Origin of the sequence: uncultured Georgenia sp., assembly GCF_937958535.1 — a bacterium.
GTDB lineage: Bacteria > Actinomycetota > Actinomycetes > Actinomycetales > Actinomycetaceae > Oceanitalea.
Genome location: NZ_CALGNQ010000154.1, coordinates 1 through 22,576, shown reverse-complemented (window position 1 = coordinate 22,576; position 22,576 = coordinate 1). Strand labels below are relative to the sequence as shown.

The window sequence follows — 22,576 nt, the reverse complement described above, 5'->3', positions numbered from 1 at the left end:
GCGACCTACGAGATCGCCAACTACATCACCGGTATCGAGCAGCTGACCGTGACGACGCTGCGGAACGTCATCGGCTCGATGGACCTGGAGCAGACGCTCACCAGCCGCGACCAGATCAACGGGCAGCTGCGCGGCGTCCTCGACGAGGCCACCGGCCGGTGGGGCATCCGGGTCAACCGGGTGGAGCTCAAGGCGATCGACCCGCCCGCCAGCGTCCAGGGCTCGATGGAGCAGCAGATGCGCGCCGAGCGTGACCGGCGCGCCGCGATCCTCACCGCCGAGGGTGTCAAGCAGTCCCAGATCCTCACCGCCGAGGGTGAGAAGCAGGCGGCGATCCTGCGCGCCGAGGGTGAGGCCCAGTCCGCGATCCTCAAGGCGCAGGGTGAGTCGCGCGCCATCCTCCAGGTCTTCGACGCCATCCACCGCGGCAAGCCGGACCCCAAGCTCCTCGCCTACCAGTACCTGCAGATGCTCCCCGAGCTGGCGAGCAAGGACTCCAGCAAGTTCTTCGTCATCCCCACCGAGTTCACCGCGGCGCTGGGCACCATCGCCCGCGGCTTCGGCGGCGGGGCACCCGGCGGTGGTGGCGCGGACGACGACGACTCCGGCCCGCCCGCCGAGGTGGACTTCGGCGCCCACGACCGGTCCATGGCCGCCGGGCTGGCCGAGACCAGCCTGCAGGACCCGGACGAGGCCCTGGCCCAGGCGCGCAGCGAGGCCCGGCAGGCCACCTCCGAGGCCACCGCGGCCGGTGAACGCTCCGGACGTCCCTTCTCCGAGTCCGCCGAGCGTGGGCAGCGGCCGGCCGAGAGCGAGCAGCCGGGCGGCGGGCGCCACGTCCGGCCGGAGGACACCGCCCGCTTCGCGCCGCCACCGCCGTCCGGCACCCCCGCGGCACCGCCGTCCGGGGCCCCGCACCCACCGGCCCCCGGTGCCCCGCGGCAGGCCCCGCCGCCCTCGGCGAACCAGCCCGGGCCCACCGCCGGGCCGCCGAGCACCGTCGACCCCGACGTCGCGCAGGGTGAGGAACCGGAGGGCCACGGCTGAGCCGGCCACGACACGGCGACCACAGGCCTGGTCGGCGTGTCGTGTCCTTCCCGTCGCTCGCCGCTCTCGCTGCGGGCCGAGGCCCGGACTACGTCCCGGTGGTCGTGCCGCGCCGCGTCTCCCGGGGCTGGACCAGCCCGGACTCGTAGGCGAAGACGACGAGCTGGGCGCGGTCGCGGGCGTGCACCTTCGCCATCGCCCGGCTCACGTGGGTCTTGGCCGTCGTCGGGCTGACGACGAGCCGCTCGGCGATCTCGGCGTTGCTCAGCCCGTGCCCCACGAGCGCGACCACCTCCCGCTCGCGCGGGGTGAGGTAGCGCAGGTCCGCGGTGGACACGGCGCTCGTCGGGCGGGCGACGAACTCGCTGATCAGGGTGCGGGTGACGCCGGGGGAGAGCAGCGCGTCCCCCTCGGCCACCACCCGCAGACCCTGGAGCAGGTCGGCGGGGTCGGTGTCCTTGACGAGGAAGCCGGCCGCCCCGGCGCGCAGCGCGGTGAAGACGTACTCGTCCAGACCGTAGTTCGTCAGGATGACCACCCGGGTCGCCCCGAGCTCGGGCCGGGCGGTGATCTCCCGGGTCGCCGCGATGCCGTCCATCCCCGGCATCTTGATGTCGAGCAGGACGATGTCGGGTCGGTGCTCGACCGCGAGGGCGACCGCCTCGTGCCCGTCCCCGCCCTCGGCGACGACGGCGACGTCGTCCTCCGCGTCGAGCAGCGCGCGCAGCCCGCTGCGGATGAGCGGCTGGTCGTCCACCAGCACGACCCGGATCATCCCGCCTCCCCGGTCGGCAGCTCGGCCCGGACGGCGAAGCCGCCGCCCGGCCGGCCGTCCGCGACGAGGTGGCCGCCGAGCGCCGCGGTGCGCTCCCGCATCCCGACGAGCCCCAGCCCGGTGTGTGCCGGCGCCCCGGCGAGACCGACGCCGTCGTCGTCCACGCGCACGACCACCCAGCCGGGCCGGTAGTCCACCTGGACGCGGGCCGTGCTCGCGCGGGCGTGCCGGGTGACGTTGGTCAGCGCCTCCTGGACGATCCGGTAGGCGGCGGCGTCCACCGCCGGCGGCAGGTCGCGGGCCCGGCCGGTGACCTCGAGGCGGGTGTCCAGGCCGGTGGCGTGGGCGCGGCGGACGAGCTCGGGCAGCTGGTCCACGCCGCGCACGGGCTCGCCGCGCTCGTCCGCCCGCCGCAGCACCCGCAGCGTCTCGCGCAGCTCGGCGGCGGCGTCCCCGGCGGCCTCCTGGATCGCCGCCAGCGCCTCGGGGACCTCCTGCCCGCGTTTGCGGGCCAGGTGGACGGCCACCCCGGCCTGCACCTTGATGACCGAGATGCTGTGGGACAGGGAGTCGTGAAGCTCGCGGGCGATGCGCAGCCGCTCGTCGGCCGCCACCCGCTGGACCACCGCCTCGCGGGTGCGCTCCGCTTCCGCCAGCCGCTCCTCGACCGCCCGCACCCGGCCCTGCCACTGGTGCACCGCGGCAGCGCCGATGAGCACCGAGACGAGCCACCCGGTGGCGTAGAAGCGCTTCCAGCCGCGATCGGTCCGCATGGCGGGAGGGTACTGAGCGAGGGGACCGGTCCACGTCCTCCTCAGGGAGTAGACGAGGGCACCTCCCTGCGTCGTACGGCGGCGCCGGCCCGAGTGCACACGGAGCGTACGGAAGTGACGCCGAGCGGACGACGACGCCCCGGTGCTGCGCGAGGACGCTCGGTGGCACCCGAAAGGAGACGTCCGATGACCCTGCAGATCCCCCTCGACCACCTCTCCGCGACGATCCCCGACGGCGTCCTGCGGCCCGGCGACCCCGAGTACGTCCTCGCCGCCACGACGCCGGCGGGCGAGGGCAGCCCCGACCTCGTGGTCCGCCCCCGTCTCACGCCCCAGGTGGCCTCGGTCGTGCGGTTCGCCCGCGGCTACCGGCTGCCGCTCACCGTCCGGGCCGGCGGGCACAGCATCGCCGGGCTCACCACCGTGGACCGCGGGCTGCTCCTCGACCTGCGCCTGCTCGACACCGTCGACGTCGACCCCACCACCCGCCTCGTGCGGGTCGGCGGCGGCGCCACCTGGGGCGCGGTGGCCCAGGCGCTACGGCCGCACGGGCTCGGGCTCACCGCCGGCGACACCGCGAGCGTCGGCGTCGGCGGGCTCACCCTCGGCGGCGGCATCGGCTGGATGGTGCGCCGCTACGGCCTGGCGGTCGACCACCTCGTCGGCGCCGAGGTCGTCACCGCGAGCGGCGCGGTGGTCCACGCGAGCCCCGAGAAGCACCCGGACCTGTTCTGGGCGCTGCGTGGCGGCGGCGGTGGCCTCGGCGTCGTCACCCGGTTCGACTTCCGGGCCCACCCCGTGACCGACGTCGTCTTCGGCACGGTGACCTTCGCCCTGGACGACCCGTTCACCGTCCTCACCGCCTGGCGCGACCGGCAGCGCGCCGCCGACGAGCGCCTCACCACGACGCTCACCCTCGTCCCGCCGACGGAGGGGCGCCCCGCCGTGGCGGTGCTCGGGCTGTGCCTCGTGGGGGAGGCGGCCGACGCGGCCCTCGACCCGTTCCGCACGCTCGGCCCGGTGCTGGGCAGCGACGTGGCGGTGCGCCCGTACGCGGACGTCCTCGCCGACACGCACCACCCGGCGGGCGGGCGCCCCACGATGCGCACCGCGTTCCTCCCCGAGCTCGACGACGCGGCGGCGGCCCACATCGCGGTGCTGGCGTCGGGCACGGTGGTCTCACTGCGCGGCCTGGGCGGCGCCCTGGGCCGTGTCCCGGCCGACGCCTCCGCCTTCGCCCACCGAGACGCAGAGACTCTCGTCACTGCCGTCTCCTTCGGCGGCGGCGCCGAGCACCTCACCGGCCGGTGGACCGACATCGCCCGCCGCGGCACCGGCAGCTACGTCAACTTCCTGTCCGAGACCGGTGATGCCGCGGTATCAGCCGCCTACCCACCGGCCACCCGGGAGCGGCTGTCGCGGGTGCGGGAGGCGTATGACCCGACCGGCGTCTTCGCCGGCGCCGTGCGGCCCTGAGCGAAACCGCTTCCGGCATGTCGGGGGCAGGACCTACGCTGTCCGGGCGCGTCGAGAGACGCGACGCCGCACGGGCCTGCCCGCGCGGCCGGTGAGGTCGAAAGGCTGACATGCTCCTGCCCGTCCTGCGGCGCTTCCTGCGTCCGTACCGCCGCGACGTCCTCGTCGTCGTCGTCCTGCAGTTCGTCCAGACGATCGCCGCCCTGTCCCTGCCCAGCCTGAACGCCGACATCATCAACGACGGCGTCGTCGTCGGGGACATCGGCTACATCCTGCGCGTCGGCGGCGTCATGCTGCTCATCAGCGGCGTCCAGGTGGCCTGCGCGATCGGCGCCGTCTACCTCGGCGCCCGGGCCGCGATGAGCGTGGGACGCGACCTGCGCCACGCCGTCTTCAGCCGCGTCCAGCGCTTCTCCGTGGCGGAGGCCGGCCGGTTCGGCGCCCCCTCGCTCATCACCCGCTCGACGAACGACGTCCAGCAGGTCCAGATGGTCACCCTGATGACCTTCACGATCATCGTCATGGCCCCGATCATGATGGTCGGCGGCGTCATCATGGCGCTGCGGCAGGACGTCGGCCTCTCCGCGCTGCTCCTCCTCGTCGTCCCGCTGCTCCTCGGCGTCATGGGGTTCATCGCGCTGCGCATGGGGCCGCTCTTCCGGCTCATCCAGGAGCGCATCGACCGGATCAACCGGGTGATGCGGGAGCAGATCACCGGCGTGCGGGTGATCCGGGCCTTCAACCGGCAGGACAGCGAGCGGGAGCGCTTCGCGCGGGCCAACACCGAGCTCTTCGACACCAGCCTGCGCGTCGGCTACCTCATGGCGCTGATGTTCCCGGTCGTCATGCTCATCATGAACGCCTCGTCGGTGGCCGTGGTGTGGTTCGGCGCCGGGCGCATCGACAGCGGCGCGATGGAGGTCGGCTCGCTCGTCGCCTTCCTCAACTACCTCATGCAGATCCTCATGTCGGTGCTCATGGCCTCGATGATGTTCATGCTCGTCCCGCGCGCCTCCGTGTCGGCCGAGCGCATCGACGCCGTCCTGGCCACCGAGCCGGGCATCGTGCGCCCGGCCCGTCCCCGCGAGCTGCCCGCCGGGCGGGTGGTCATCGAGCTCGACGGCGCCACCTTCGGCTTCGAGGGAGCGGCCGAGCCCGTCCTCCACGACATCTCCCTGCGGCTGGAGCCGGGACGCACGACGGCGGTCATCGGCTCCACCGGCGCCGGCAAGACCACCCTGGTCAACCTGCTGCCCCGGCTCATCGACCCCACCGCGGGCGCGGTCCGGGCCGCCGGCATCGACGTGCGCGAGCTCGACCCGGCCGACCTGCGGGCCCGCATCTCCCTCGTGCCGCAGCGTGCCTACCTCTTCTCCGGCACCATCGCCTCGACCCTGCGGTTCTCCCGGCCGGAGGCCACCGACGAGGAGCTGTGGGCGGCGCTGGACGCCGCCCAGGCCGGCGACTTCGTCCGCGAGCTCGGGCTCGACGCCCGGGTCGAGCAGGGCGGCTCGAACTTCTCCGGTGGCCAGCGGCAGCGGCTGGCGATCGCCCGTGCGCTGCTCAAGCCCGCCGACCTCTACGTCTTCGACGACTCCTTCTCCGCCCTGGACTACGCCACCGACGCCCGGCTCCGCGCCGGACTGCCCGCTGCCACCGCGGGCGCGGCCGTGCTCATCGTCGCCCAGCGGGTTGCCACCATCCGCGACGCCGACGAGATCGTCGTCCTGGACGAGGGCCGGATCGTCGGGCGCGGCACCCACGGCGAGCTCATGGACTCCAACGCGACCTACCAGGAGATCGTCCTGTCCCAGCTGAGCGCACAGGAGGCGGCGTGAGCCACCACGGACCGGGCCCCGGCGTCCCCCCGGGACAGAAGTCGGCCAACTTCGGCGCCACGCTGCGCCGCCTGCTGCGCGAGCTGGGCACCGAGAAGCTCCGGCTGCTCGGCGTCGTCGTCCTCGCCGTCGCCGCCGTCGCGCTCCAGGTGGTCGGCCCCGCGCTGCTCGGCCGCGCCACCGACATCGTCTTCAACGGCGTCGTCGGCCGGATGCTGCCGCCCGGGGTCACCCAGGAGCAGGCCGTCGAAGGGCTGCGGCGCGGCGGCCAGGAGCAGGTCGCCGAGATGGTCGCCGGCATGGACCTCGTCCCCGGCCAGGGCATCGACTTCGGCGCGCTGACCCGGGTCATCCTCCTCGTGCTCGCCGTCTACCTCGGCTCCTCCCTGCTCATGTGGGTGCAGGGCCGCATCCTCGCCGGCGTCGTGCAGCGCACCGCCTTCGCGCTGCGCCGCGACGTCCAGGCGAAGATCGACCGGATGCCACTGCGCGAGCTCGACTCCCGCGCCCGCGGCGACGTGCTGTCCCGGGTCACCAACGACATCGACAACCTCTCCCAGACGATGCAGCAGACGCTCTCGCAGGTCGTCACCTCCGTGGTGACCGTGGTGGGTGTCCTCGTCATGATGTTCGTGCTGTCCTGGCAGCTCGCGCTCATCGCGCTGGTGACCGTGCCGGTCTCGGCGTGGGCGACGATGACCATCGCCAAGCGCGCCCAGCCGCACTTCGTCAACCAGTGGAAGTCCACCGGCGACCTCGGCGGCAAGGTCGAGGAGGCCTTCACCGGACACGAGCTCGTCACCGCGTTCAACGCCCAGGACGCCGTGCGGGAGGGCTTCACCGAGGACAACGAGCGGCTCTTCCGGGCCAGCTTCCGGGCCCAGTTCATCTCCGGCACGATCATGCCGATGATGGCGTTCGTCGGGAACCTCAACTACGTGCTCGTCGCCGTCGTCGGCGGCCTGCGCGTCGCCTCGGGCGACCTGAGCCTCGGCTCGGTCCAGGCGTTCATCCAGTACTCGCGGCAGTTCAGCCACCCGCTGGCCCAGCTCGCCTCGATGGCCAACCTCGTCCAGTCCGGGGTGGCCTCCGCCGAGCGGATCTTCGAGGTCATGGACTCCCCGGAGATGTCGCCCGACCCGCAGCCCGGGCAGCGCCCCGAGGTGGTCCGCGGCCAGGTGCGGTTCGAGGACGTCGCCTTCTCCTACGACCCGGAGCGCCCGCTCATCACCGCCCTCGACCTGCACGTCGAGCCGGGGCAGACGGTGGCCGTCGTCGGGCCCACCGGCGCCGGGAAGACGACGCTGGTCAACCTCCTCATGCGGTTCTACGAGATCGACTCCGGCCGGATCCTGCTCGACGGCGTCGACACCAGGGCCATGACCCGCCACGACCTGCGCCGGCCGATCGGGATGGTCCTGCAGGACACCTGGCTGTTCGAGGGCACGATCGCGGAGAACATCGCCTTCGGCAAGGACGGTGCCACCCGCGAGGACGTCGAGCGTGCCGCCCGGGCGGCCAGCGTGGACCGCTTCGTCCAGAGTCTGCCCGACGGCTACGACACGGTCATCGACGAGGAGGGTGGCGGCGTCTCGGCCGGGGAGAAGCAGCTCATCACCATCGCCCGGGCGTTCCTCGCCGAGCCGCAGCTCCTCATCCTCGACGAGGCGACGAGCTCGGTGGACACCCGCACCGAGATGCTCGTCCAGCACGCGATGACCGAGCTGCGCAAGGGCCGCACCTCCTTCGTCATCGCCCACCGGCTGAGCACCATCCGCGACGCCGACGTCATCCTCGTCATGGAGCACGGTGACATCGTCGAGCAGGGCACCCACGAGGAGCTGCTCGCGGCCGACGGCGCCTACGCCCGCCTCTACCGCAGCCAGTTCACCGCACCGGTCGTGGCGACGGAGTAGCCGGCCCGTCGGCTGCTCCCAGGCCCGCGGACGGCACGGCACAATGGCCCGGTGCCGCTGATCCGCATCACCGACCCCGCCGACGAGCGACTCGCCGACTACACCAGCCTCACCGACGTCGCGCTGCGCCGGAAGCTCGAGCCCGAGCGAGGCCTGTACATGGCCGAGAGCACCAATGTCATCACCCGTGCCGTGGCCGCCGGGCACCGGCCCCGGTCCTTCCTCATGGCCGAGCGGTGGCTCGAGGGCATCACCCCCGTCATCGTCCAGGCGTGCGGTGCCGGGGACGGCGGCCCGGACGTGCCCGTCTTCGTCGCCGAGGAGCCGGTGCTGCGGGAGATCACCGGCTTCCACCTCCACCGCGGGGCACTGGCCGCCATGCACCGCCCGCCGCTGCCGAGCGTGGCGGAGGTCGTCGCCGGGGCGCGACGCGTTGCGGTCTTCGACGGGATGGTCGACCACACCAACCTGGGGGCCGCGTTCCGCAGCGCAGCCGCGCTCGGGGTCGACGCCGTCCTGGTCACCCCGACCTCCGCCGACCCGCTCTACCGGCGCTCCGTGCGCGTGTCCATGGGCACCGTGTTCCAGGTGCCCTGGACCCGGCTCGACTCCTGGCCCGGGGCCATCGACGAGGCCCGCCGGCTCGGCTACGTCATCGCCGCCCTCGCGCTGAGCGACGACTCGATCACACTGGAGGAGTACGTCGCCGAGGGCCACGAGCGCTCCGCCTTCGTCTTCGGGCCCGAGGGGCACGGCCTCTCGCCGCGGGTGCTGGCGGCGGCCGACCGGGTGGTGCGGATCCCGATGGCGGCGGGCGTGGACTCCCTCAACGTGGCCGCCTCGGCCGCCGTCGTGTTCTACGCGACGCGTTAGCCCCACCGACCACCTGGGAGAATCGCACGGTGTTCCACGTCGTCTTCCACGAGCCGAAGATCCCGCCGAACACCGGGAACGCGATCCGCATGGTCGCGTGCACCGGTGCCATCCTCCACCTTGTGGAACCGCTCGGTTACGAGCTGAGCGACGCGCACCTGCGGCGGGCCGGGCTCGACTACCACGACATGGCGCGCGTGGTCGTCCACCCGGACCTCGACGCCGCCCTCACGGCCGTCGGCCAGGGCCGGGTGTACGCCTTCACCGGCCAGGGGAGGACCCGGTTCTCCTCCGTCGCCTACCGACCCGGCGACGTGCTGCTCTTCGGGACGGAGACCACCGGGCTGCCGCAGGAGGTCATCGACGACCCGCGGGTGACCGACCGGGTACGCATCCCCATGGTCCCCGGCGCCCGCTCGATGAACCTGTCGAACTCGGCGGCGGTCGCCGTGTACGAGGCGTGGCGCCAGCTCGGCTACGCGGGCGGGCGGTAGACCGGGCAGGGACGTAACCTCGACCGACGGGAAGGAGCGCACGGCATGGGCAAGGTGAGGACGATCATCCGCGCGGCCGCGAAGTTCGGGCCGGTGGTCTACCCGGCCGTGAAGAAGGCCGCCGAGATGCTGCGGGACAACCCCGAGCTGGCCCGGCAGGGGCAGCAGCTCCTCGACCGGTTCGCCAAGGCGCGGTCGGCCCGCTCCCGGCCGGAGAGTCTGCGCCGCTCCGTCGTCGTGCTCCGCGGCCAGGCCGAGCGGGCGCTGGCCACCGCACGCACCCCCGACGAGGTCGCCCGCGCCGAGGGCTGGCTTGCCCAGGCCGACAGGCTCGACAGCGCCATCGACCTCATGGCGATCCACGACCGCAAGCGCCAGGCACAGGACGCCGCCGCCGTCGAGGACCGGGTGGAGGAGCTCTTCGCGCAGATCTTCACCGCGCTCGTCGAGCAGGGCGATGCGGAGCGCCGCCGGCTGCCGCGGGGGCAGGAAGGCGCCTGATCCTCAGGGCGGCGGACGCAGCCCCCGGGCCGGGGCGTCGGTCACCCGCCCAGGCTAGGGCCGGTGGACGCCGGCGCAGCGGGCCGGCCCCGCAGGACCCCGGCGAGGAACAGTGTCCCGACGGCGAGGACCGGAACGACGGCGAGCCCGGCGCGTAGGCCGAACGCGTCGCCCAGCGCACCGACCAGGGGCGGGGAGACGACGAAGGCGACCCGCATGAGCCAGGAGACGATCGTCAGCGCCGTGCCCGCGCGCATCCCGGGCATGTCGTCCGCGGCGTTCATCGCCGCGGGGACCAGGGTCGCCGAGCCGAACCCGGCGAGCGCGAAGCCGCCGACGACGGCGCCCGCGCCGGGGCCCAGGACGACCACCCCCATCCCGGTGACGATGAGCAACGCCCCGATGCGGGCGACGGCGCGCTGACCGAGGCGGTCGGTCATCGGGTCGCCGAGCACCCGGCCGACGAACTGGGCACCGACCGTGGCCACGAAGCCGAGGCCGGCGAGCGCGGGGACGGCGCCGAGCTCCTGGCTGAGGAAGACCGCCGACCACGTGTTCCCGGCGTCCTCGACCATGGTGCCGCTCATCGCGATGAGGACGAGGGCGGCGAGGAACACCCCCGGCCGGCGCAGCCACGCGCGCGCCGGACCACCGGCCGGCCCGCGGTCCACCGCGAGCGGCGGACCGACCGACATCCCGGGCGGCAGGGTGAAGCGCCGTGCCACGACGGCCACCGTCACCCACACCACGCCGGAGACGGTGAGGTGGACGCCGAGGGGCACGTCGCGGGCCGCGGCGGCCGTCCCCATGAGGCCGCCGGTGACCGCCCCCGCGCTCCACACCGCATGGAAGGAGTTGATGATCGACCGTCCGTAGCCGCGCTGGACGGCGATGCCGTGGCTGTTCTGCCCGACGTCGGTGATCGAGTCGGCGGCACCGGCCACGAAGAGGGCCGCGATGAGCAGCCACAGCGCCGGTGCCCAGCCGACGACGACGAGCCCTACGGCCGTGAGCACCGTGCCGATGACGGCGACATCCGCGGCACCGAAGCGCCGGATGGCTGCGGCCGCGCCGAGCCCGGCGACGATGGCGCCGATCGGGAAGGCGATGACCACCAGCCCGAACTGGGTGTGCGTGAGGTCCAGCCCCGACTTGATCGCCGGGTACCGGGGCAGCAGGTTGGAGAACAGCGCCCCGTTGGTGAAGAACAGCGCCGCCGTCGCCAGCCGGGCACCCCGGAGGAGGCGGGACGGCGCTGCAGGACGCGCGGCGGGGGAGGAGGGCATGGCACCGTTCCGGGGAGGTGATGCGGGGGACGCCGGCCGACCGGGCGGCCGGACCGCTCGAGTCTACGGTCGGCCGGCGCCGCGGCTCACCCGACGGGCAGCCCGAGCCCCTCGACGAGCTCGGCCCCCGGCAGCTGCGCGAGCACCTCACCGGGGAGCAGGAGCTTGGAGCGGCGTACCCCGCTGCCGATGATGACCGGGCCGCTCGCGGCGGCGGCGTCGACGAGCAGGCGCCACTGCGCCGGCAGGCCCACGGGCGTGATCCCGCCGTACTCCATGCCCGACTCCGCCACCGCCCGGTCCGTCGGCCAGAAGGACGCCTTGCGCACGTCCAGCAGGCGGCGGACGGTGGAGTTCACGTCGGCGCGGGTCGTGGCCCGCACGGCGCAGGCCGCCACCCGCTCCTCCCCGGAGCGCTTGCCGGCCACGAGCACGCAGTTGACCGACACCTCCAGCGGCAGGTCGTAGGCCTCGGTCATCGCGGCCGTGTCGGCGTGGTCGGGGTCGATCTCGACCACGCGGACCTGGTCTGCCTGCGGGAGGTCCTCCAGCGCGGCCCGGACCGGTGCGGCGAGCAGGTCCGGGCGTTGCAGCGCGGGCACCCAGGTCAGCGTGCCGAAGCGCACCGACCCGTCGCTCGCCGTCGTCGGTGCGGCGCTCACCGCTGGAAGGTGGGGGCGATGACCGCCCGGGCGATCGTGTTGAACAGGGCGACGAAGGCCACCTTGGTGGGGCTGTCGTCGGCGTCGAGCTCGAGGGAGTCGACCTTGAGCGCGTGCACGGCGAAGAAGTAGCGGTGCACGTGGTCACCGGGCGGCGGGGCGGCGCCGGTGTAGGCGTGCGTGCCGCCGTCGTTGCGGACGTGGAAGGCCGCACCCGGGAGCATGAGGTCGCTCTCGCCCCAGCCCTGCTCGAGCTCGGTGAGGTCGGCGGGCAGGTCGACGACGGTCCAGTGCCAGAACCCGGCCGGCGTGGGGGCGTCCGGGTCGAAGCAGTTGACCAGGAAGCTCTGCGTCTCGGGCGGGAACCCGGACCACGCCAGGTGCGGGGAGACGTTGCCGCCGTCGGCGGTGAACTTCGCGTCGAGCGGCTGCCCGTCGACGATGTCGTTGCTCGTCAGGGTGAAGGACGGCACCGGCGGCAGCAGGTCGTACGGTGCCGGTGCGACAGGTCGTCGTAGATCCATCGAGGCCTCCTGTTGGTGGGTTCCTCTCCAACCTACGGTGCCGTGCGGTGCGGTGCAGCGATGTCCACGCCGAGGGAACCGATGTCAGCACCCCCTGTCATGATCGAACACAGGTTCGATAAACTGTGGAGGTGACGATGACCCCGGCCGAGCGCATGGCCACCGCACGCCGGGCCCTGGAACGGGCCGAGGCGGCGGCCGGTCTGCGGACGCGTCTTGCGGCACCCCTGCGGCTCGCCGATGACGCCGCCGCACCCCCCGCCCGTCCCGCCCCGGGGAGGGCGGCGGGGGAGGACGCCGCCGGGCCGCCCACCACCGCGACCGGTCCCGTCGGAGGCGGCGTGGCCGACCACCTGCCGGTGCCCGCCGCGCTGGCCGGCTTCTTCCCCGCCTCCGGGCTGCGGCGCGGCAGCGTCGTCCAGGTCGGCGGGTCCGCCTCGCTGCTGCTCGCCCTCGTCGCCGCCGCCCAGGGGGAGGGGTGGGTGGCGCTGGCGGCGCTGCCGGACCTCGGTCTCCAGGCCGCCGCCGAGGCGGGGGTGGCACTGGAGCGGTGCCTGTTCGTGCCGCGGACCGGCCCGGAGTCGGCCGCCGTGGTCGGTGCCCTGGTCGACGGGGTGGACGTCCTGGCCGTCGGGGACTGCCGCGCGCTGGGCGCCCGGGACCGGCGGCTGCTGTCGGCCCGGCTGCGGAGCCGCGGCGCGGTGCTGCTCAGCACGGCGCACTGGCCCGGGGCGGACGTCGTCCTGCGGGCGGGGCAGGTCCGCACCGAGGGGCTGGGCCGCGGCTGGGGCAGCGTGAGGGCCGGGGAGATGACCGTCCACGGCCGCAGCCGCAACGGGGTGGCCGGCCGGGTGCGGCTGCGGGTCGGTGCGAGCGGGCTCGACGTCGTGGACGACGGCGCGCTGCACGGCCCCGGTCCCGTCCCCGAGCAGGTGCCCGCCGCGCAGGGCCCCGGCCCCCGGCTCCAGGCGGTGTCCTGATGGGCGCCGGGTCCGAGGCACCCGCCCCCACCGGGCCCGGCCTGCCGGCGCTGCGCCGGGCGGTGCTCTGGGTCCCGGACTGGCCGGTGGCGGCCGCCGTCGCGGAGGGGGTGGTCGCCGGCCACGAGCCGGTCGCGGTCCACGACTCCCGCGGCGTCGTCGTCTGCTCGGCCGCCGCCCGGGCGGCGGGGGTGCGGCGCGGGATGCGGCGCCGCACGGCCCAGGGGCTGTGTCCCGAGCTCGTCCTGCTCCCCGCCGACGAGAACCGGGACGCCCGGGCCTTCGAACCGGTCGTCCAGGCGGTGGAGGACGTCGTCGTCGGGGTCGAGGTCGCCCGTCCCGGGGTGCTGCTCATGCCCGCACGCGGGCCGAGCCGGCACGCCGGAGGGGAGGAGCGGCTCGCCGAGCTGCTCGTCGGCACGGTCGCCGAGGAGGTGGGTGCCGAGTGCCAGGTGGGGGTGGCCGACGGGCTGCTCGCCGCCCTGCTCGCCGCCCGCGCCGGGATCGTCGTCCCGCCCGGGCGGGGGCCGGGGTTCCTGGCCCCGCAGGACGTGCGGCTGCTCGAGCTCGCCGCCACCACCCGGGAGCGGCGGGCCGAGCTCACCGAGCTCACCGACCTGCTGCGCCGGCTCGGGCTGCGCACCCTCGGGGCGCTGGCCGCCCTGGCCCCGGGTGACGTCGCCGCCCGTTTCGGCACGCTCGGGATGCTCGCCCACCGGCTCGCCCGCGGCGGGGACATCTCCGTGCCCGCCCCGCGGCGTCCGGAGCAGGACGTCACCGTGCGCACCGACCTCGACCCGCCCGCGGCACGCTCCGACGTCGCCGCCTTCGCCGCCCGCGCCCTGGCCGAGGAGCTCGCCGAGCGGCTGCAGCGCCGCGGCGTGGTGTGCGGGCGGGTCCAGGTGCTGGCCCGCACCGAGGACGGCACCGAGCTGTCCCGCACCTGGCGGCTGGACGCCGCCCCCAGCGCCGCGGACCTCACCGACCGGGTGCGCTGGCAGCTGGACGGCTGGCTCGCCGGGCGCAGCGCCCGTCCGCCGAGCGCGCCGCTCGTCCACCTGGAGCTGCTCGCCCAGGAGGTCAGCCCCGCGGGGGTCGTCAGCGACGGGCTATGGGGGCGCCGGGGTCGGGGGGAGGTGCAGGCGGAGCGGGCCGCCCTGCGGGTCCAGGGCCTGCTCGGTGCCGAGGGGGTGCTCGTCCCCGTCCTCCAGGGCGGCCGGGACCCGCGCACCCGGGTGCGGCTGGTGGCCTGGGGCGACGACCCGGTCCCCGCGCTGCGCCCCGACGCCCCGTGGCCCGGGCAGCTGCCATCCCCGCCGCCGGCGACGGTGCTGGGGGAGCGGCGCGCCGTCGTCGTCCTCGACGACGCCGGGGCCCCGGTGACGGTGGACGCGCGGGCCCGGCTCAGCGGGGAGCCGGTGCGGGTGGTGGACGAGGACGCGAGCTGGGAGGTGGTCGGCTGGGCCGGGCCGTGGCCGATGTGGGAACGCTGGTGGGAGCGCGGACGCCGGCGCAACTGGCTGCAGGTGGCGCTGTCCGACGGTGTGGCCCGGCTGCTCGCCCTGGAGTCCGGCACATGGTGGCTCGAGGGCGTCTACGACTGATGCTGCGCCGCCCGGTCGCCCACCGGGGTGGGCTCAGCGCGGACGTGCCGCGAGGGCCAGGGCCGCGGCCCCCAACGAGCCCGCGTCGCGCCCCAGCGACCCCACCACCACGTCGACGTCGGCGTTGAGCGGCAGCACGGTGCGGGCCACCGACTCCCGCACCGGGCCGGCGAGCAGCTCACCGGCCCCGCTGAGCGCGCCGGTGAGCAGGATCGCCTCCGGGTTGAGCGCGTTGCACAGCCAGGCCGCGACCTGCCCGGTGGCCTCCCCGGCCTCGCGCAGCGCCCGCCGGCACGCCGGGTCACCGGCCGCCGCCCGCTCGAGCACCTCGCGGGGCGTCGGCAGCCGGTCGGGCCGGGCGGCGAGCGCGGCGAGGACGGCCGGCACCCCGGCGTACACCTCGAGGCACCCGCGACCTCCGCACCGGCACAGCGGCCCCCGCGGGTCGACGAGGACGTGCCCGAGCTCCCCGGCACCTCCGCTGCGGCCCACCCGTACCTTCCGGTCGAGGACCACCGCCCCGCCGACACCGGCGTGCAGCTTGAACAGCACGAGGTCGTCGTAGGGGCGCGCCGCACCCCAGAGCAGCTCCGCGCGCGCCGCGCAGTTCGCGTCGTTGTCCGCGACCACCGGCACCCCCAGGGCCTCGGCGAGCGCGGCCGGCAGATCGAGGTCCTCCCACCCCTGGCGCATGTCCCGCGGCCCGGTGGGTGCCGTGGTCACCGCGGGGCCGAGCCCGAGCGCCAGGGCGAGCCCGACGCCGAGCAGCGGGGCGGCGCCCGGCCGGCCGGTGAGCTCGCGCACGAGGCTGAGCGTGGCATCCAGGGCCTCCGTCGCGCCGAAGGCCAGGGAGAGCCGCCGCACCGCGCCCGGCCCGCGGCCGTGCCCGGCGTCGACCACCCGGGCGCGCACGTGGGAGGCGCCGAACTCGACCCCCACCACCTCGCCGCGACCGGGGTCGAGGGTGAGCAGCGTCCCGGGCCGCCCGCGACCTCGTCCGGCGCGCCGGCCTCCGGCCCGGGCAGCCCCGGTCGCCGCACCCCTCTCGCGTACCTCGCCGCTCGCCAGGAGGGTGGCGACGACGCCCGAGACCGTCGACTTCGGCAGGCCGGTGCGCCGCGCGAGCTCGGCGCGGGTCAGGGGGCCGAGCTCCCGCAGGGCGGCGACGACGCGGGAGGTGGCGTCGCGGAGGTCGGACATGAGCGCCACCCTACGCTTTAGGACGGAACTGAACCATTGACACCGTCTGTCGCCACTCCTAGGTTCTGGATCGTCCGTATCACTGGCCCCCGGCCGACGTCGACCCCGGAGGACCCATGGCCCGCACCCTGGCCGCAGTCGTCGCCACCACCTTCGCCCTGCCCGCCCTGCTCGGACCGCCCACCGGATCGCCACCCGCGCCGTCGGTGACGGGGGAGACGGTGAGCGCCCCGACGGTGACCGGCCCGCTGGAGCTCACCAGCCCGGTCGGCGACCCGGACCACGGCTACCCGTTCCTCGCCACCGACGTGGACCTGGCCGCTGGCGGCTACGTCGAGGAGGAGTTCCTCATCTCGGGCGAGGCCGTCCGGTACGCCGCCGACGGGCAGACCGACGCCGACGTCATCAGCGACGGGCACCCCTACCGCACCCGCATCGTCGTGCGCCGCCCGGTGGAGGAGGCCGACTTCAACGGCGTCGTCATCGCCGAGTGGCTCAACGTCTCCAACCAGTGGGACCAGGAGGTCGACTGGTTCCAGACGCACGAGCACCTCATGCGTGAGGGCTACGCCTGGGTCGGCGTCTCCGCCCAGCGCGCCGGCGTCCACTCGGCCACGGGACTGCGCGCATGGAGCCCGGAGCGCTACGGCACGCTGGACCTCACCGACGGCGGAACGGTCGTCGACGACTCCCTGTCCTTCGACGTGTTCAGCCAGGCCGTGCGGGCGCTGCGGGACCCGGCGGACACCGACCCGCTCGGGCCCCTCGACCCGGACTACGTCATCGCCACCGGTCACTCGCAGTCCGCGGGGCGGCTGCACACGTACTACAACAGCGTCCAGCCGCTCACCGGGCTGCTCGACGCCTTCGTCCTCCACGGCGGCGGCGGACCGGTCCGGACCGACCTCGACACCCCGCTCTTCAAGCTCAACTCCGAGGGCGACGTCGCGATCGACCTCCTCGGGGCAGCCCAGCGGCAGCCCGACTCCGACGTCCTGCGCACCTGGGAGGTCGCCGGCGCCTCGCACGGTGACTGGAAGCTCATCACCGACTACGGCCCGCTGCGTCTGCGCGACATCGGCACGCTCCCCGGCGGTCACCCGGACCTGCCGCAGACGTGTGACCTGCCCTCCCTCTCCCGGGTGCCCCAGCACCAGGTGCAGGCCGCGGTGTACGACCACACCGTCGCCTGGGTGGCCCAGGGGGTCCTGCCACCGACGGCACCCCCGATCGAGCTCGACGCCGAGGGCCAGGTGGTCCGTGACGAGCTCGGCCTCGCCGAGGGCGGCATCCGGCTGGCCGCGCAGGAGGTGCCCGTGCGGGTGAACTCCGGTGTGAACTCCGGCCCGGGGTTCTGCTTCCTCGACGGTGCCTCGGTCCCCCTTCCGGAGGACGTCCTGGCCCAGCTCTACCCGAGCGCCGACGACTACGCCGAGCAGGTCGCCGCCGCGACCGCCCGCGCGGTCGAGCTCGGTCACGTGCCGGCGAACGTGGGCATCGACCAGGCGTGGTACTCCGACCTGTCCTACCTCGTGGGTGACCTCGCGGCCGAGGGCCGGATCCCGGAGGGGCTCGCGGCCGAGCTCGCGGCCCTGGCGGACCAGGCCCTGCGGTACGCGGACACTGGCGACCTCACCGCCACGGTCGGGCGGCTGGAGCGCGTGGTCTCCCAGGTCGAGGCCTCCGACATCGACGCGGCTGCGCAGGCGGCCGTGCTGCGCCAGGCCAAGGCCGCCCTGGCCGTGCTCCCGGAGCCCGAGCCCGAGCCGGAGCCCGAGCCGGAGCCGGAGGCCCCCCAGCGGTACGGGTTCTTCCTCAACAACGACTGGGACCCGTGGGCCGACGTCGTCTTCCAGTACGGCCGCCACGCCGACGAGGTGCTCGTCGGTGACTGGGACGGCGACGGCAAGGACACCATCACCGTGCGGCGGGGCAACCGGTTCTACGTCAACAACGCCGCCCGCGGCGGGGACGCCCAGCGGGTCGTGGCCTACGGCCGCCCGGGGGACACCGTCCTCGTCGGCGACTGGGACGGTGACGGGCGGGACACCTTCGCGGTGCGGCGGGGGGCCGAGTACCACGTCCGCAACACGATGACCTCCGGTCCGGCGGACGTCGTCCTCCGGTACGGGCGCGCGGGTGACGCCGTCGTCGTCGGCGACTGGGACGGTGACGGGCGGGACACCCTGGCGGTGCGTCGCGGGGCGCGCTATCACGTGAAGAACACCCTGGCGGGAGGGGAGGCCGACGCCGTGTTCACCTACGGCCGGCCGAGCGACGTGACCCTGGCCGGTGACTGGGACGGCGACGGCCGGGACACCATCGCCGTGCGCCGTGGAGCGGTCTACCTCATCAGCAACACCCTCGCCGGCGGGAACGCCGACCGGGTGGTCACCTACGGTCGTGCAGGTGACGCGGTCCTCGTCGGTGACTGGGACGGGGACGGGAGGGACACCCTGGGGGTGCGGCGCACGCCGCGCTGACCCTCCGGCCGCCGACCGCTCAAGGGCGGCGGAGCGGGACGAACCGGAAGGTCCCCACCGCATCGGTGGTCAGCCGGCCGTCGTCGCCCAGCCGGGCGACGACGAGCCGGCCCCGCACCGGCACGACCATCCGTCCGCCCGCGGCCAGCTGGTCGACCAGCTCGTCAGGGAGCCGGCGGGCCTCGGCGGAGACGAGGATGCGGTCGAAAGGGGCGTGCTGCGGCAGGCCGAGCACACCGGTGACCGCCGGTTCGATGCGCGCCGGTGCGCGCCGTCCCCGGTCGGTGGTGAAGTCCGCCAGGTTCGCACTCCCCCGCTCCACGAGCGCGGGCTCGAGCTCCACCCCGACCACCTCGCCGTCCGGGGCCACGAGCTCGGCGAGGATCGCCGTCGTCCACCCGGAGCCGGCACCGACGTCGAGCACCCGGTGGCCGGGCCGCGGGTCGAGCAGCGTGAGCATCCGCGCCACGGTGCTCGGCTGGGAGCAGGTCGCGTGGTGGCCGATGGGCAGGGCCCGGTCGGCGCCGGCGAAGCGGTGCTGCTCCGGTGGGAGGAACCGGCGCCGGTCGACGGCGGCCAGCGCCCGCTGCACGCGCAGTGCCACATCCGCCTGCTCCATCCGGTCATCCTCGCGCCGCGGTGGCCGTGGGGCGAGGGCTGCAGACCTCAGGTGCCCGGCACCCGGAAGATCGTCTCCAGGCTGTACCGCTCACCCACGGACAGGTCGTACTGGACGAGGCGGTAGTCGTGGAGCAGCGCCCGGGCCCGGGGAGGCAGCCGGTCGGGCGCCACCGGCTGCCCGGTGGCGTCGAGCATGATGCCGGCCTCCTGCGCCGGGACCTCGCGTGAGACCGCGGCGAGCAGGGCGTCGAACGGGGTGAGCGGGGCACCGGTCGCGGCAACCAGCTGGCCGACGAGGTGGTTCGGGCCGAGCACCGGGGCAGGGACGACGTCGGCGAGCCCGGTGGTGGACCACACGAACCACGGGGTCTCGTGAAGCGTTCGACGGTCGTTCGCGTCGGTGACGGACTGGGGCCAGATGGCCGGCAGGTGGTCGCCGTAGACGAGGACGACGGTCGGCTCCTGGCGTGCCGACAGCTCGGCCAGGAACGCGGCCAGGGCGTCGTCGGCGTGCCGGAGCCCGCGCAGGTACTGGCCGATCTCCTCGGCTGCCGCCGCGTCGAGGTCACCGCTCACCTCGATCGGGTCGGGGTGGACCCCGGTGTACGGGCTGTGGTTCTGCATCGTCACGACGTTGACGAGCAGGGGCTCCTCCGCCGCGTCGAGCTGGTCGAGCACCTCCGCGTAGGTGGCCGCGTCGGAGATGTGGGAGTCGTTGCCGATGCGGCCGCGGTGGCTCATGGCGTCCTGGAAGACCGCCCGGTCCAGACCGAGCCGGGGGTAGACCGTCTCGCGCCGGTAGAAGCGCGGGGAGTAGGGGTGGACCGCCACCCCGGTGTGCTGCCCGCCGAGGCGGTCGACGACGGAGGGGAAGTGGTCGTGGTGGGGGATGAGCAGCGGGTAGGGCGCATGGAGCTGTGGACGGAAGCTCGCCACCGCCATCCCGGTGAGCACCTCGAACTCCACGTTGGCGGTCCCGCCGCCGTAGCCCGGGCTCAGCATGGTGCCCGAGGGGGTGCGGGCCATGAGGGACCGGGTGAAGGGGATCGGGTCCTCGGCGATCTCCAGACCGGCGAGGCGGGTCGGGTCGCTGAAGCTCTCGGCCAGGACGAGGACGACGTCGGTGTCCTGGAGCGTGCCGGTCCGCCCGGCGTTCGCGTCCGCCGCGAGGTCCGCGTAGCGTGCCACGACCTCGGCCATGCGCTCGCGGCTGTACCCCTCGGGCGGTGTCATCGCCTCGCCGGGCAGGTTGTACAGCACCCCCGCGACGAAGCCGTTCTGGGCGTAGTTCTGCGCCTGGTTCCACTCGGCCCAGGTGACCGGGACGTCCTCGTAGGCCGCGCGGAGCACGTTGCCCTCCTCGTGGAAGCCCGCGACGAGGACCAGCCCGGCCGCACCGGCGAGCCCGAGCACCAGCCGGGTGCCCCAGCGCCACCGGCGCTCGCGACGGGAACGGGTGCCGCGCCGCCGCCGCAGGACCACCGCACCACCGGCCAGGGCGGCCACGACGAGCACCACGGCGCCGCCGGCGAGCAGCGGGTCGATCCCGGCCGAGTCGAGGAGCAGCCGTGGAGTGGTGAGGTAGCCGACGTCGGTCGGGAACAGCGGCTCACCGCGCAGCGTCATCTTCTCGTGGTCCGCCACGGCGATGAGGGCCCCGGCGGCGAGGGTGAGGACGGTGGTGGCCCACAGTGACCCGGTGACGGCGAGGAGGAGGGCGACGAACGGCCACACGGCGAGCGTGCCGAGCACGTGCAGCCGGGCGGGGAGCGACGCCCAGCGCTCGGCAGGCTCCAGCCAGGGCTCCGTCTGGACGTGGACGAGCTCCACCCCGAGGCTGACGGCGGCGGCGAGCACCGCGGTGACAGCCACCGGCAGCAGGACGAGGCGCAGGATGTGGCGCACGGGCAGCCCGGTGTGCCCGGCCGGAGGGGCGGGGGCCACCCGCGGCTCGGTCTGGCGGCTCGCGAGCGTCATCGTCACCTCCTGCCGGGGGCCAGAAGGGGCCACCGTAACCTGCCCGGCCGCGCGCGTCCGGCAGGGCGCGGTCGCCGGCCCCCCGCTTCAGCCGGCGCCCACGGCCCGCCGGGTGGTGCGGCGTTCGGCGGCCGCGGCCACACCCGTGATGGCCAGGCCGGCCAGCGCGAGCCCGACACCGGCCCACGCCGGGGCGTGGTAGCCGAGCCCGGCGGCGACGACGGCCCCACCCAGCCAGGCACCCACCGCGTTCCCGGTGTTCATCGCGCTGTGGTGCAGCGCCGCACCGAGCGAGGGCCCCTGGCGGGCGGCGTCGATCAGGCGGATCTGGAGCCCGGGGCCGATGGGGCCCGAGGCGATGCCGACGAGCAGGGCGAGCACGAGCAGCGTCGTCGGCTGCCTGGCCCAGGCACCGAAGGCGGCCAGCGCCACGGCCATGGCACCCATCCCCACGGCGATGGCGCCGAGCACCGAGCGGTCGGCCAGCCGTCCGCCGAGCACCGTGCCGACGGTCATCCCGGCACCGAAGAGCGCGAGCACCAGCGGCAGGTGGGCAGGGGAGACGCCGGCCTCCGTGGAGACGGGCGCGATGAAGCTGTACAGGGCGAACATCCCGCCGAAGCCGATGCCGCCGATACCCACGGCCAGCCACACCTGGGGGGAGGTCAACGCCGTCAGCTCGCGCCGCGTGCTGGCCCCCTGCCGCGCCGGCACGGGAGGCACCCACTGCCAGATCGCCACCATGCTCACCAGCGCGATGACGGTGACCAGCCCGTACATCGCCCGCCAGCCCAGCTGCTGGCCCAGGGCGGTGGACAGCGGCACCCCGACCATCGTCGCCACGGTGAGGCCGACCATGACCAGTGAGACCGACCGGGCCCGGCGCTGGGGCGGGGAGATGGCCGCGGCCACCACCGCGGTGAGCCCGAAGTAGGCCCCGTGCGGTAGCCCGGCCAGCACCCGGGAGACGAGCTCGGTCCCCAGCGTGGGGGCGAGCGCCGAGAACGCGTTGCCCAGCGCCAGGGCACCGGCGAGGCCGATGAGCAGCCCGGTGCGCGGCTGTCGGGGCAGCGCGAGCATGATCACCGGGGCGCCGACCACCACCCCGACCGCGTAGGCCGCGATGAGGTGGGAGGCCTGGTGCAGCGGTGCGTCGAAGGTCTCGGCGATCTGGGGCAGCAGCCCCATCGTCGCGAACTCGGTGACACCGATGGCGAAGGCACCCACGGCCATCGACAGCACGGCCAGGGCGAGCCGGCGGGCAGGCAGGACGCCGGAGAGAGGACCCGTGGGCCCGCTGGGTCGGGTCATGGTCGCCATTATCCGGCGGCCCCGACCGCGCGCCCTCCGGGTACCTCCCGCTCCGCGTCGGTGTGGGGGATGTCCCACCGCGTGGGGCACCGCCGCCGGAGGCGTACACTCGAACACATGTACGACGACGGTCCGTGGCGGGTGCGGTGAGCCCCCGCTACGCCGAGCTGCACGCGCACTCGGCCTTCAGCTTCCTCGACGGCGCCAGCCAGCCCGAGGAGCTCGTCGTCGAGGC

19 protein-coding genes are annotated in these 22,576 nt (G+C 74.9%); 10 read left to right on the top strand and 9 right to left on the bottom strand.

What is annotated here, in order from left to right; genetic code table 11:
* Window positions 1–1,047, top strand: a 1,047-nt coding sequence (locus Q0195_RS08495; protein WP_299277070.1) for an SPFH domain-containing protein, incomplete at its 5' end; no start/stop codon positions are given.
* Between the two features lie 88 nt (window positions 1,048–1,135).
* Here Q0195_RS08495 and Q0195_RS08490 read toward each other — a convergent pair.
* The gene (locus tag Q0195_RS08490; RefSeq protein WP_299277068.1) at window positions 1,136–1,822 is read right to left on the bottom strand and encodes a response regulator transcription factor; all 687 of its coding nucleotides are present in this window, start codon (window positions 1,820–1,822) and stop codon (window positions 1,136–1,138) included.
* Window positions 1,819–2,595, bottom strand: coding sequence for a histidine kinase (locus tag Q0195_RS08485; protein ID WP_299277066.1), 777 nt, complete (start codon window positions 2,593–2,595; stop codon window positions 1,819–1,821). Before Q0195_RS08485 ends, Q0195_RS08490 begins: the two co-directional genes overlap by 4 nt.
* Window positions 2,596–2,781: 186 nt before the next feature.
* On the opposite strand from Q0195_RS08485, the gene Q0195_RS08480 reads away from it, so the two are divergent.
* The 6 genes from Q0195_RS08480 (at window position 2,782) to Q0195_RS08455 (ending at window position 9,693) form a co-directional block, all read left to right on the top strand.
* Window positions 2,782–4,071 carry an FAD-binding oxidoreductase gene (locus tag Q0195_RS08480; RefSeq protein ID WP_299277065.1) on the top strand — a complete coding sequence of 430 codons (1,290 nt, stop codon included), beginning with the start codon at window positions 2,782–2,784 and terminating at the stop codon, window positions 4,069–4,071.
* A gap of 110 nt (window positions 4,072–4,181) precedes the next feature.
* Complete coding sequence (locus Q0195_RS08475) at window positions 4,182–5,909, top strand: ABC transporter ATP-binding protein (RefSeq protein WP_299277063.1); 1,728 nt, start codon at window positions 4,182–4,184, stop codon at window positions 5,907–5,909.
* The gene (locus Q0195_RS08470) at window positions 5,906–7,825 is read left to right on the top strand and encodes an ABC transporter ATP-binding protein (protein ID WP_299277061.1); all 1,920 of its coding nucleotides are present in this window, start codon (window positions 5,906–5,908) and stop codon (window positions 7,823–7,825) included. The genes Q0195_RS08475 and Q0195_RS08470 overlap by 4 nt, the downstream gene beginning before the upstream one ends.
* 51 nt (window positions 7,826–7,876) lie before the next feature.
* Window positions 7,877–8,698, top strand: coding sequence for an RNA methyltransferase (locus tag Q0195_RS08465; RefSeq protein ID WP_299277060.1), 822 nt, complete (start codon window positions 7,877–7,879; stop codon window positions 8,696–8,698).
* Between the two features lie 29 nt (window positions 8,699–8,727).
* On the top strand, window positions 8,728–9,192 hold the full coding sequence (locus tag Q0195_RS08460; RefSeq protein WP_299277059.1) for a tRNA (cytidine(34)-2'-O)-methyltransferase: 465 nt from the start codon (window positions 8,728–8,730) through the stop codon (window positions 9,190–9,192).
* 45 nt (window positions 9,193–9,237) lie between these two features.
* Entirely contained in the window at window positions 9,238–9,693 is a 456-nt protein-coding gene (locus Q0195_RS08455) for a hypothetical protein (RefSeq protein ID WP_299277058.1), read from the top strand.
* Window positions 9,694–9,734: 41 nt separating this feature from the next.
* Here Q0195_RS08455 and Q0195_RS08450 read toward each other — a convergent pair whose 3' ends face one another.
* From Q0195_RS08450 to Q0195_RS08440, 3 genes are all read right to left on the bottom strand, one after another.
* Complete coding sequence (locus Q0195_RS08450; protein ID WP_299277056.1) at window positions 9,735–10,979, bottom strand: MFS transporter; 1,245 nt, start codon at window positions 10,977–10,979, stop codon at window positions 9,735–9,737.
* An 86-nt stretch (window positions 10,980–11,065) separates the two neighbouring features.
* Window positions 11,066–11,641 (bottom strand): YbaK/EbsC family protein, encoded by a 576-nt coding sequence (locus Q0195_RS08445; protein WP_299277055.1) that lies wholly within the window; start codon window positions 11,639–11,641, stop codon window positions 11,066–11,068.
* Window positions 11,638–12,165, bottom strand: coding sequence for a YbhB/YbcL family Raf kinase inhibitor-like protein (locus Q0195_RS08440; RefSeq protein WP_299277053.1), 528 nt, complete (start codon window positions 12,163–12,165; stop codon window positions 11,638–11,640). Before Q0195_RS08440 ends, Q0195_RS08445 begins: the two co-directional genes overlap by 4 nt.
* A gap of 131 nt (window positions 12,166–12,296) precedes the next feature.
* Here Q0195_RS08440 and Q0195_RS08435 point away from each other — a divergent pair, with 131 nt between their 5' ends.
* Complete coding sequence (locus Q0195_RS08435) at window positions 12,297–13,145, top strand: hypothetical protein (RefSeq protein WP_299277051.1); 849 nt, start codon at window positions 12,297–12,299, stop codon at window positions 13,143–13,145.
* Window positions 13,145–14,749: a DNA polymerase Y family protein gene (locus tag Q0195_RS08430; RefSeq protein ID WP_299277049.1), complete on the top strand. Its 1,605-nt coding sequence runs from the start codon at window positions 13,145–13,147 to the stop codon at window positions 14,747–14,749. The genes Q0195_RS08435 and Q0195_RS08430 overlap by 1 nt, the downstream gene beginning before the upstream one ends.
* A gap of 33 nt (window positions 14,750–14,782) precedes the next feature.
* Here Q0195_RS08430 and Q0195_RS08425 read toward each other — a convergent pair whose 3' ends face one another.
* A complete protein-coding gene (locus Q0195_RS08425; protein ID WP_299277047.1) occupies window positions 14,783–15,949 on the bottom strand; it encodes an ROK family transcriptional regulator in 1,167 nt (388 codons plus the stop codon).
* Window positions 15,950–16,065: 116 nt separating this feature from the next.
* Here Q0195_RS08425 and Q0195_RS08420 point away from each other — a divergent pair, with 116 nt between their 5' ends.
* Window positions 16,066–18,432, top strand: coding sequence for an alpha/beta hydrolase domain-containing protein (locus tag Q0195_RS08420; RefSeq protein ID WP_299277045.1), 2,367 nt, complete (start codon window positions 16,066–16,068; stop codon window positions 18,430–18,432).
* Between the two features lie 19 nt (window positions 18,433–18,451).
* Here the strand turns inward: Q0195_RS08420 and Q0195_RS08415 are convergent, their stop codons facing one another.
* The 3 genes from Q0195_RS08415 to Q0195_RS08405 form a co-directional block, all read right to left on the bottom strand.
* Window positions 18,452–19,051 carry a protein-L-isoaspartate O-methyltransferase gene (locus tag Q0195_RS08415; RefSeq protein ID WP_299277043.1) on the bottom strand — a complete coding sequence of 200 codons (600 nt, stop codon included), beginning with the start codon at window positions 19,049–19,051 and terminating at the stop codon, window positions 18,452–18,454.
* 47 nt (window positions 19,052–19,098) lie between these two features.
* The gene (locus Q0195_RS08410; RefSeq protein WP_299277042.1) at window positions 19,099–21,030 is read right to left on the bottom strand and encodes an LTA synthase family protein; all 1,932 of its coding nucleotides are present in this window, start codon (window positions 21,028–21,030) and stop codon (window positions 19,099–19,101) included.
* A gap of 87 nt (window positions 21,031–21,117) precedes the next feature.
* Window positions 21,118–22,341 (bottom strand): MFS transporter, encoded by a 1,224-nt coding sequence (locus tag Q0195_RS08405; protein ID WP_299277040.1) that lies wholly within the window; start codon window positions 22,339–22,341, stop codon window positions 21,118–21,120.
* Window positions 22,342–22,576 lie beyond the last annotated feature (235 nt).

Bases quoted from the DNA above. Each gene is read 5' to 3' on its own strand.
- Q0195_RS08420 (WP_299277045.1), top strand. From the start codon at position 16,066: ATGGCCCGCACCCTGGCCGCAGTCGTCGCCACCACCTTCGCCCTGCCC.
- Q0195_RS08475 (WP_299277063.1), top strand. From the start codon at position 4,182: ATGCTCCTGCCCGTCCTGCGGCGCTTCCTGCGTCCGTACCGCCGCGAC.
- Q0195_RS08425 (WP_299277047.1), bottom strand. From the start codon at position 15,949: ATGTCCGACCTCCGCGACGCCACCTCCCGCGTCGTCGCCGCCCTGCGG.
- Q0195_RS08440 (WP_299277053.1), bottom strand. From the start codon at position 12,165: ATGGATCTACGACGACCTGTCGCACCGGCACCGTACGACCTGCTGCCG.
- Q0195_RS08450 (WP_299277056.1), bottom strand. From the start codon at position 10,979: ATGCCCTCCTCCCCCGCCGCGCGTCCTGCAGCGCCGTCCCGCCTCCTC.
- Q0195_RS08430 (WP_299277049.1), top strand. From the start codon at position 13,145: ATGGGCGCCGGGTCCGAGGCACCCGCCCCCACCGGGCCCGGCCTGCCG.
- Q0195_RS08405 (WP_299277040.1), bottom strand. From the start codon at position 22,341: ATGACCCGACCCAGCGGGCCCACGGGTCCTCTCTCCGGCGTCCTGCCT.
- Q0195_RS08480 (WP_299277065.1), top strand. From the start codon at position 2,782: ATGACCCTGCAGATCCCCCTCGACCACCTCTCCGCGACGATCCCCGAC.
- Q0195_RS08490 (WP_299277068.1), bottom strand. From the start codon at position 1,822: ATGATCCGGGTCGTGCTGGTGGACGACCAGCCGCTCATCCGCAGCGGG.
- Q0195_RS08485 (WP_299277066.1), bottom strand. From the start codon at position 2,595: ATGCGGACCGATCGCGGCTGGAAGCGCTTCTACGCCACCGGGTGGCTC.
- Q0195_RS08410 (WP_299277042.1), bottom strand. From the start codon at position 21,030: ATGACGCTCGCGAGCCGCCAGACCGAGCCGCGGGTGGCCCCCGCCCCT.
- Q0195_RS08415 (WP_299277043.1), bottom strand. From the start codon at position 19,051: ATGGAGCAGGCGGATGTGGCACTGCGCGTGCAGCGGGCGCTGGCCGCC.
- Q0195_RS08455 (WP_299277058.1), top strand. From the start codon at position 9,238: ATGGGCAAGGTGAGGACGATCATCCGCGCGGCCGCGAAGTTCGGGCCG.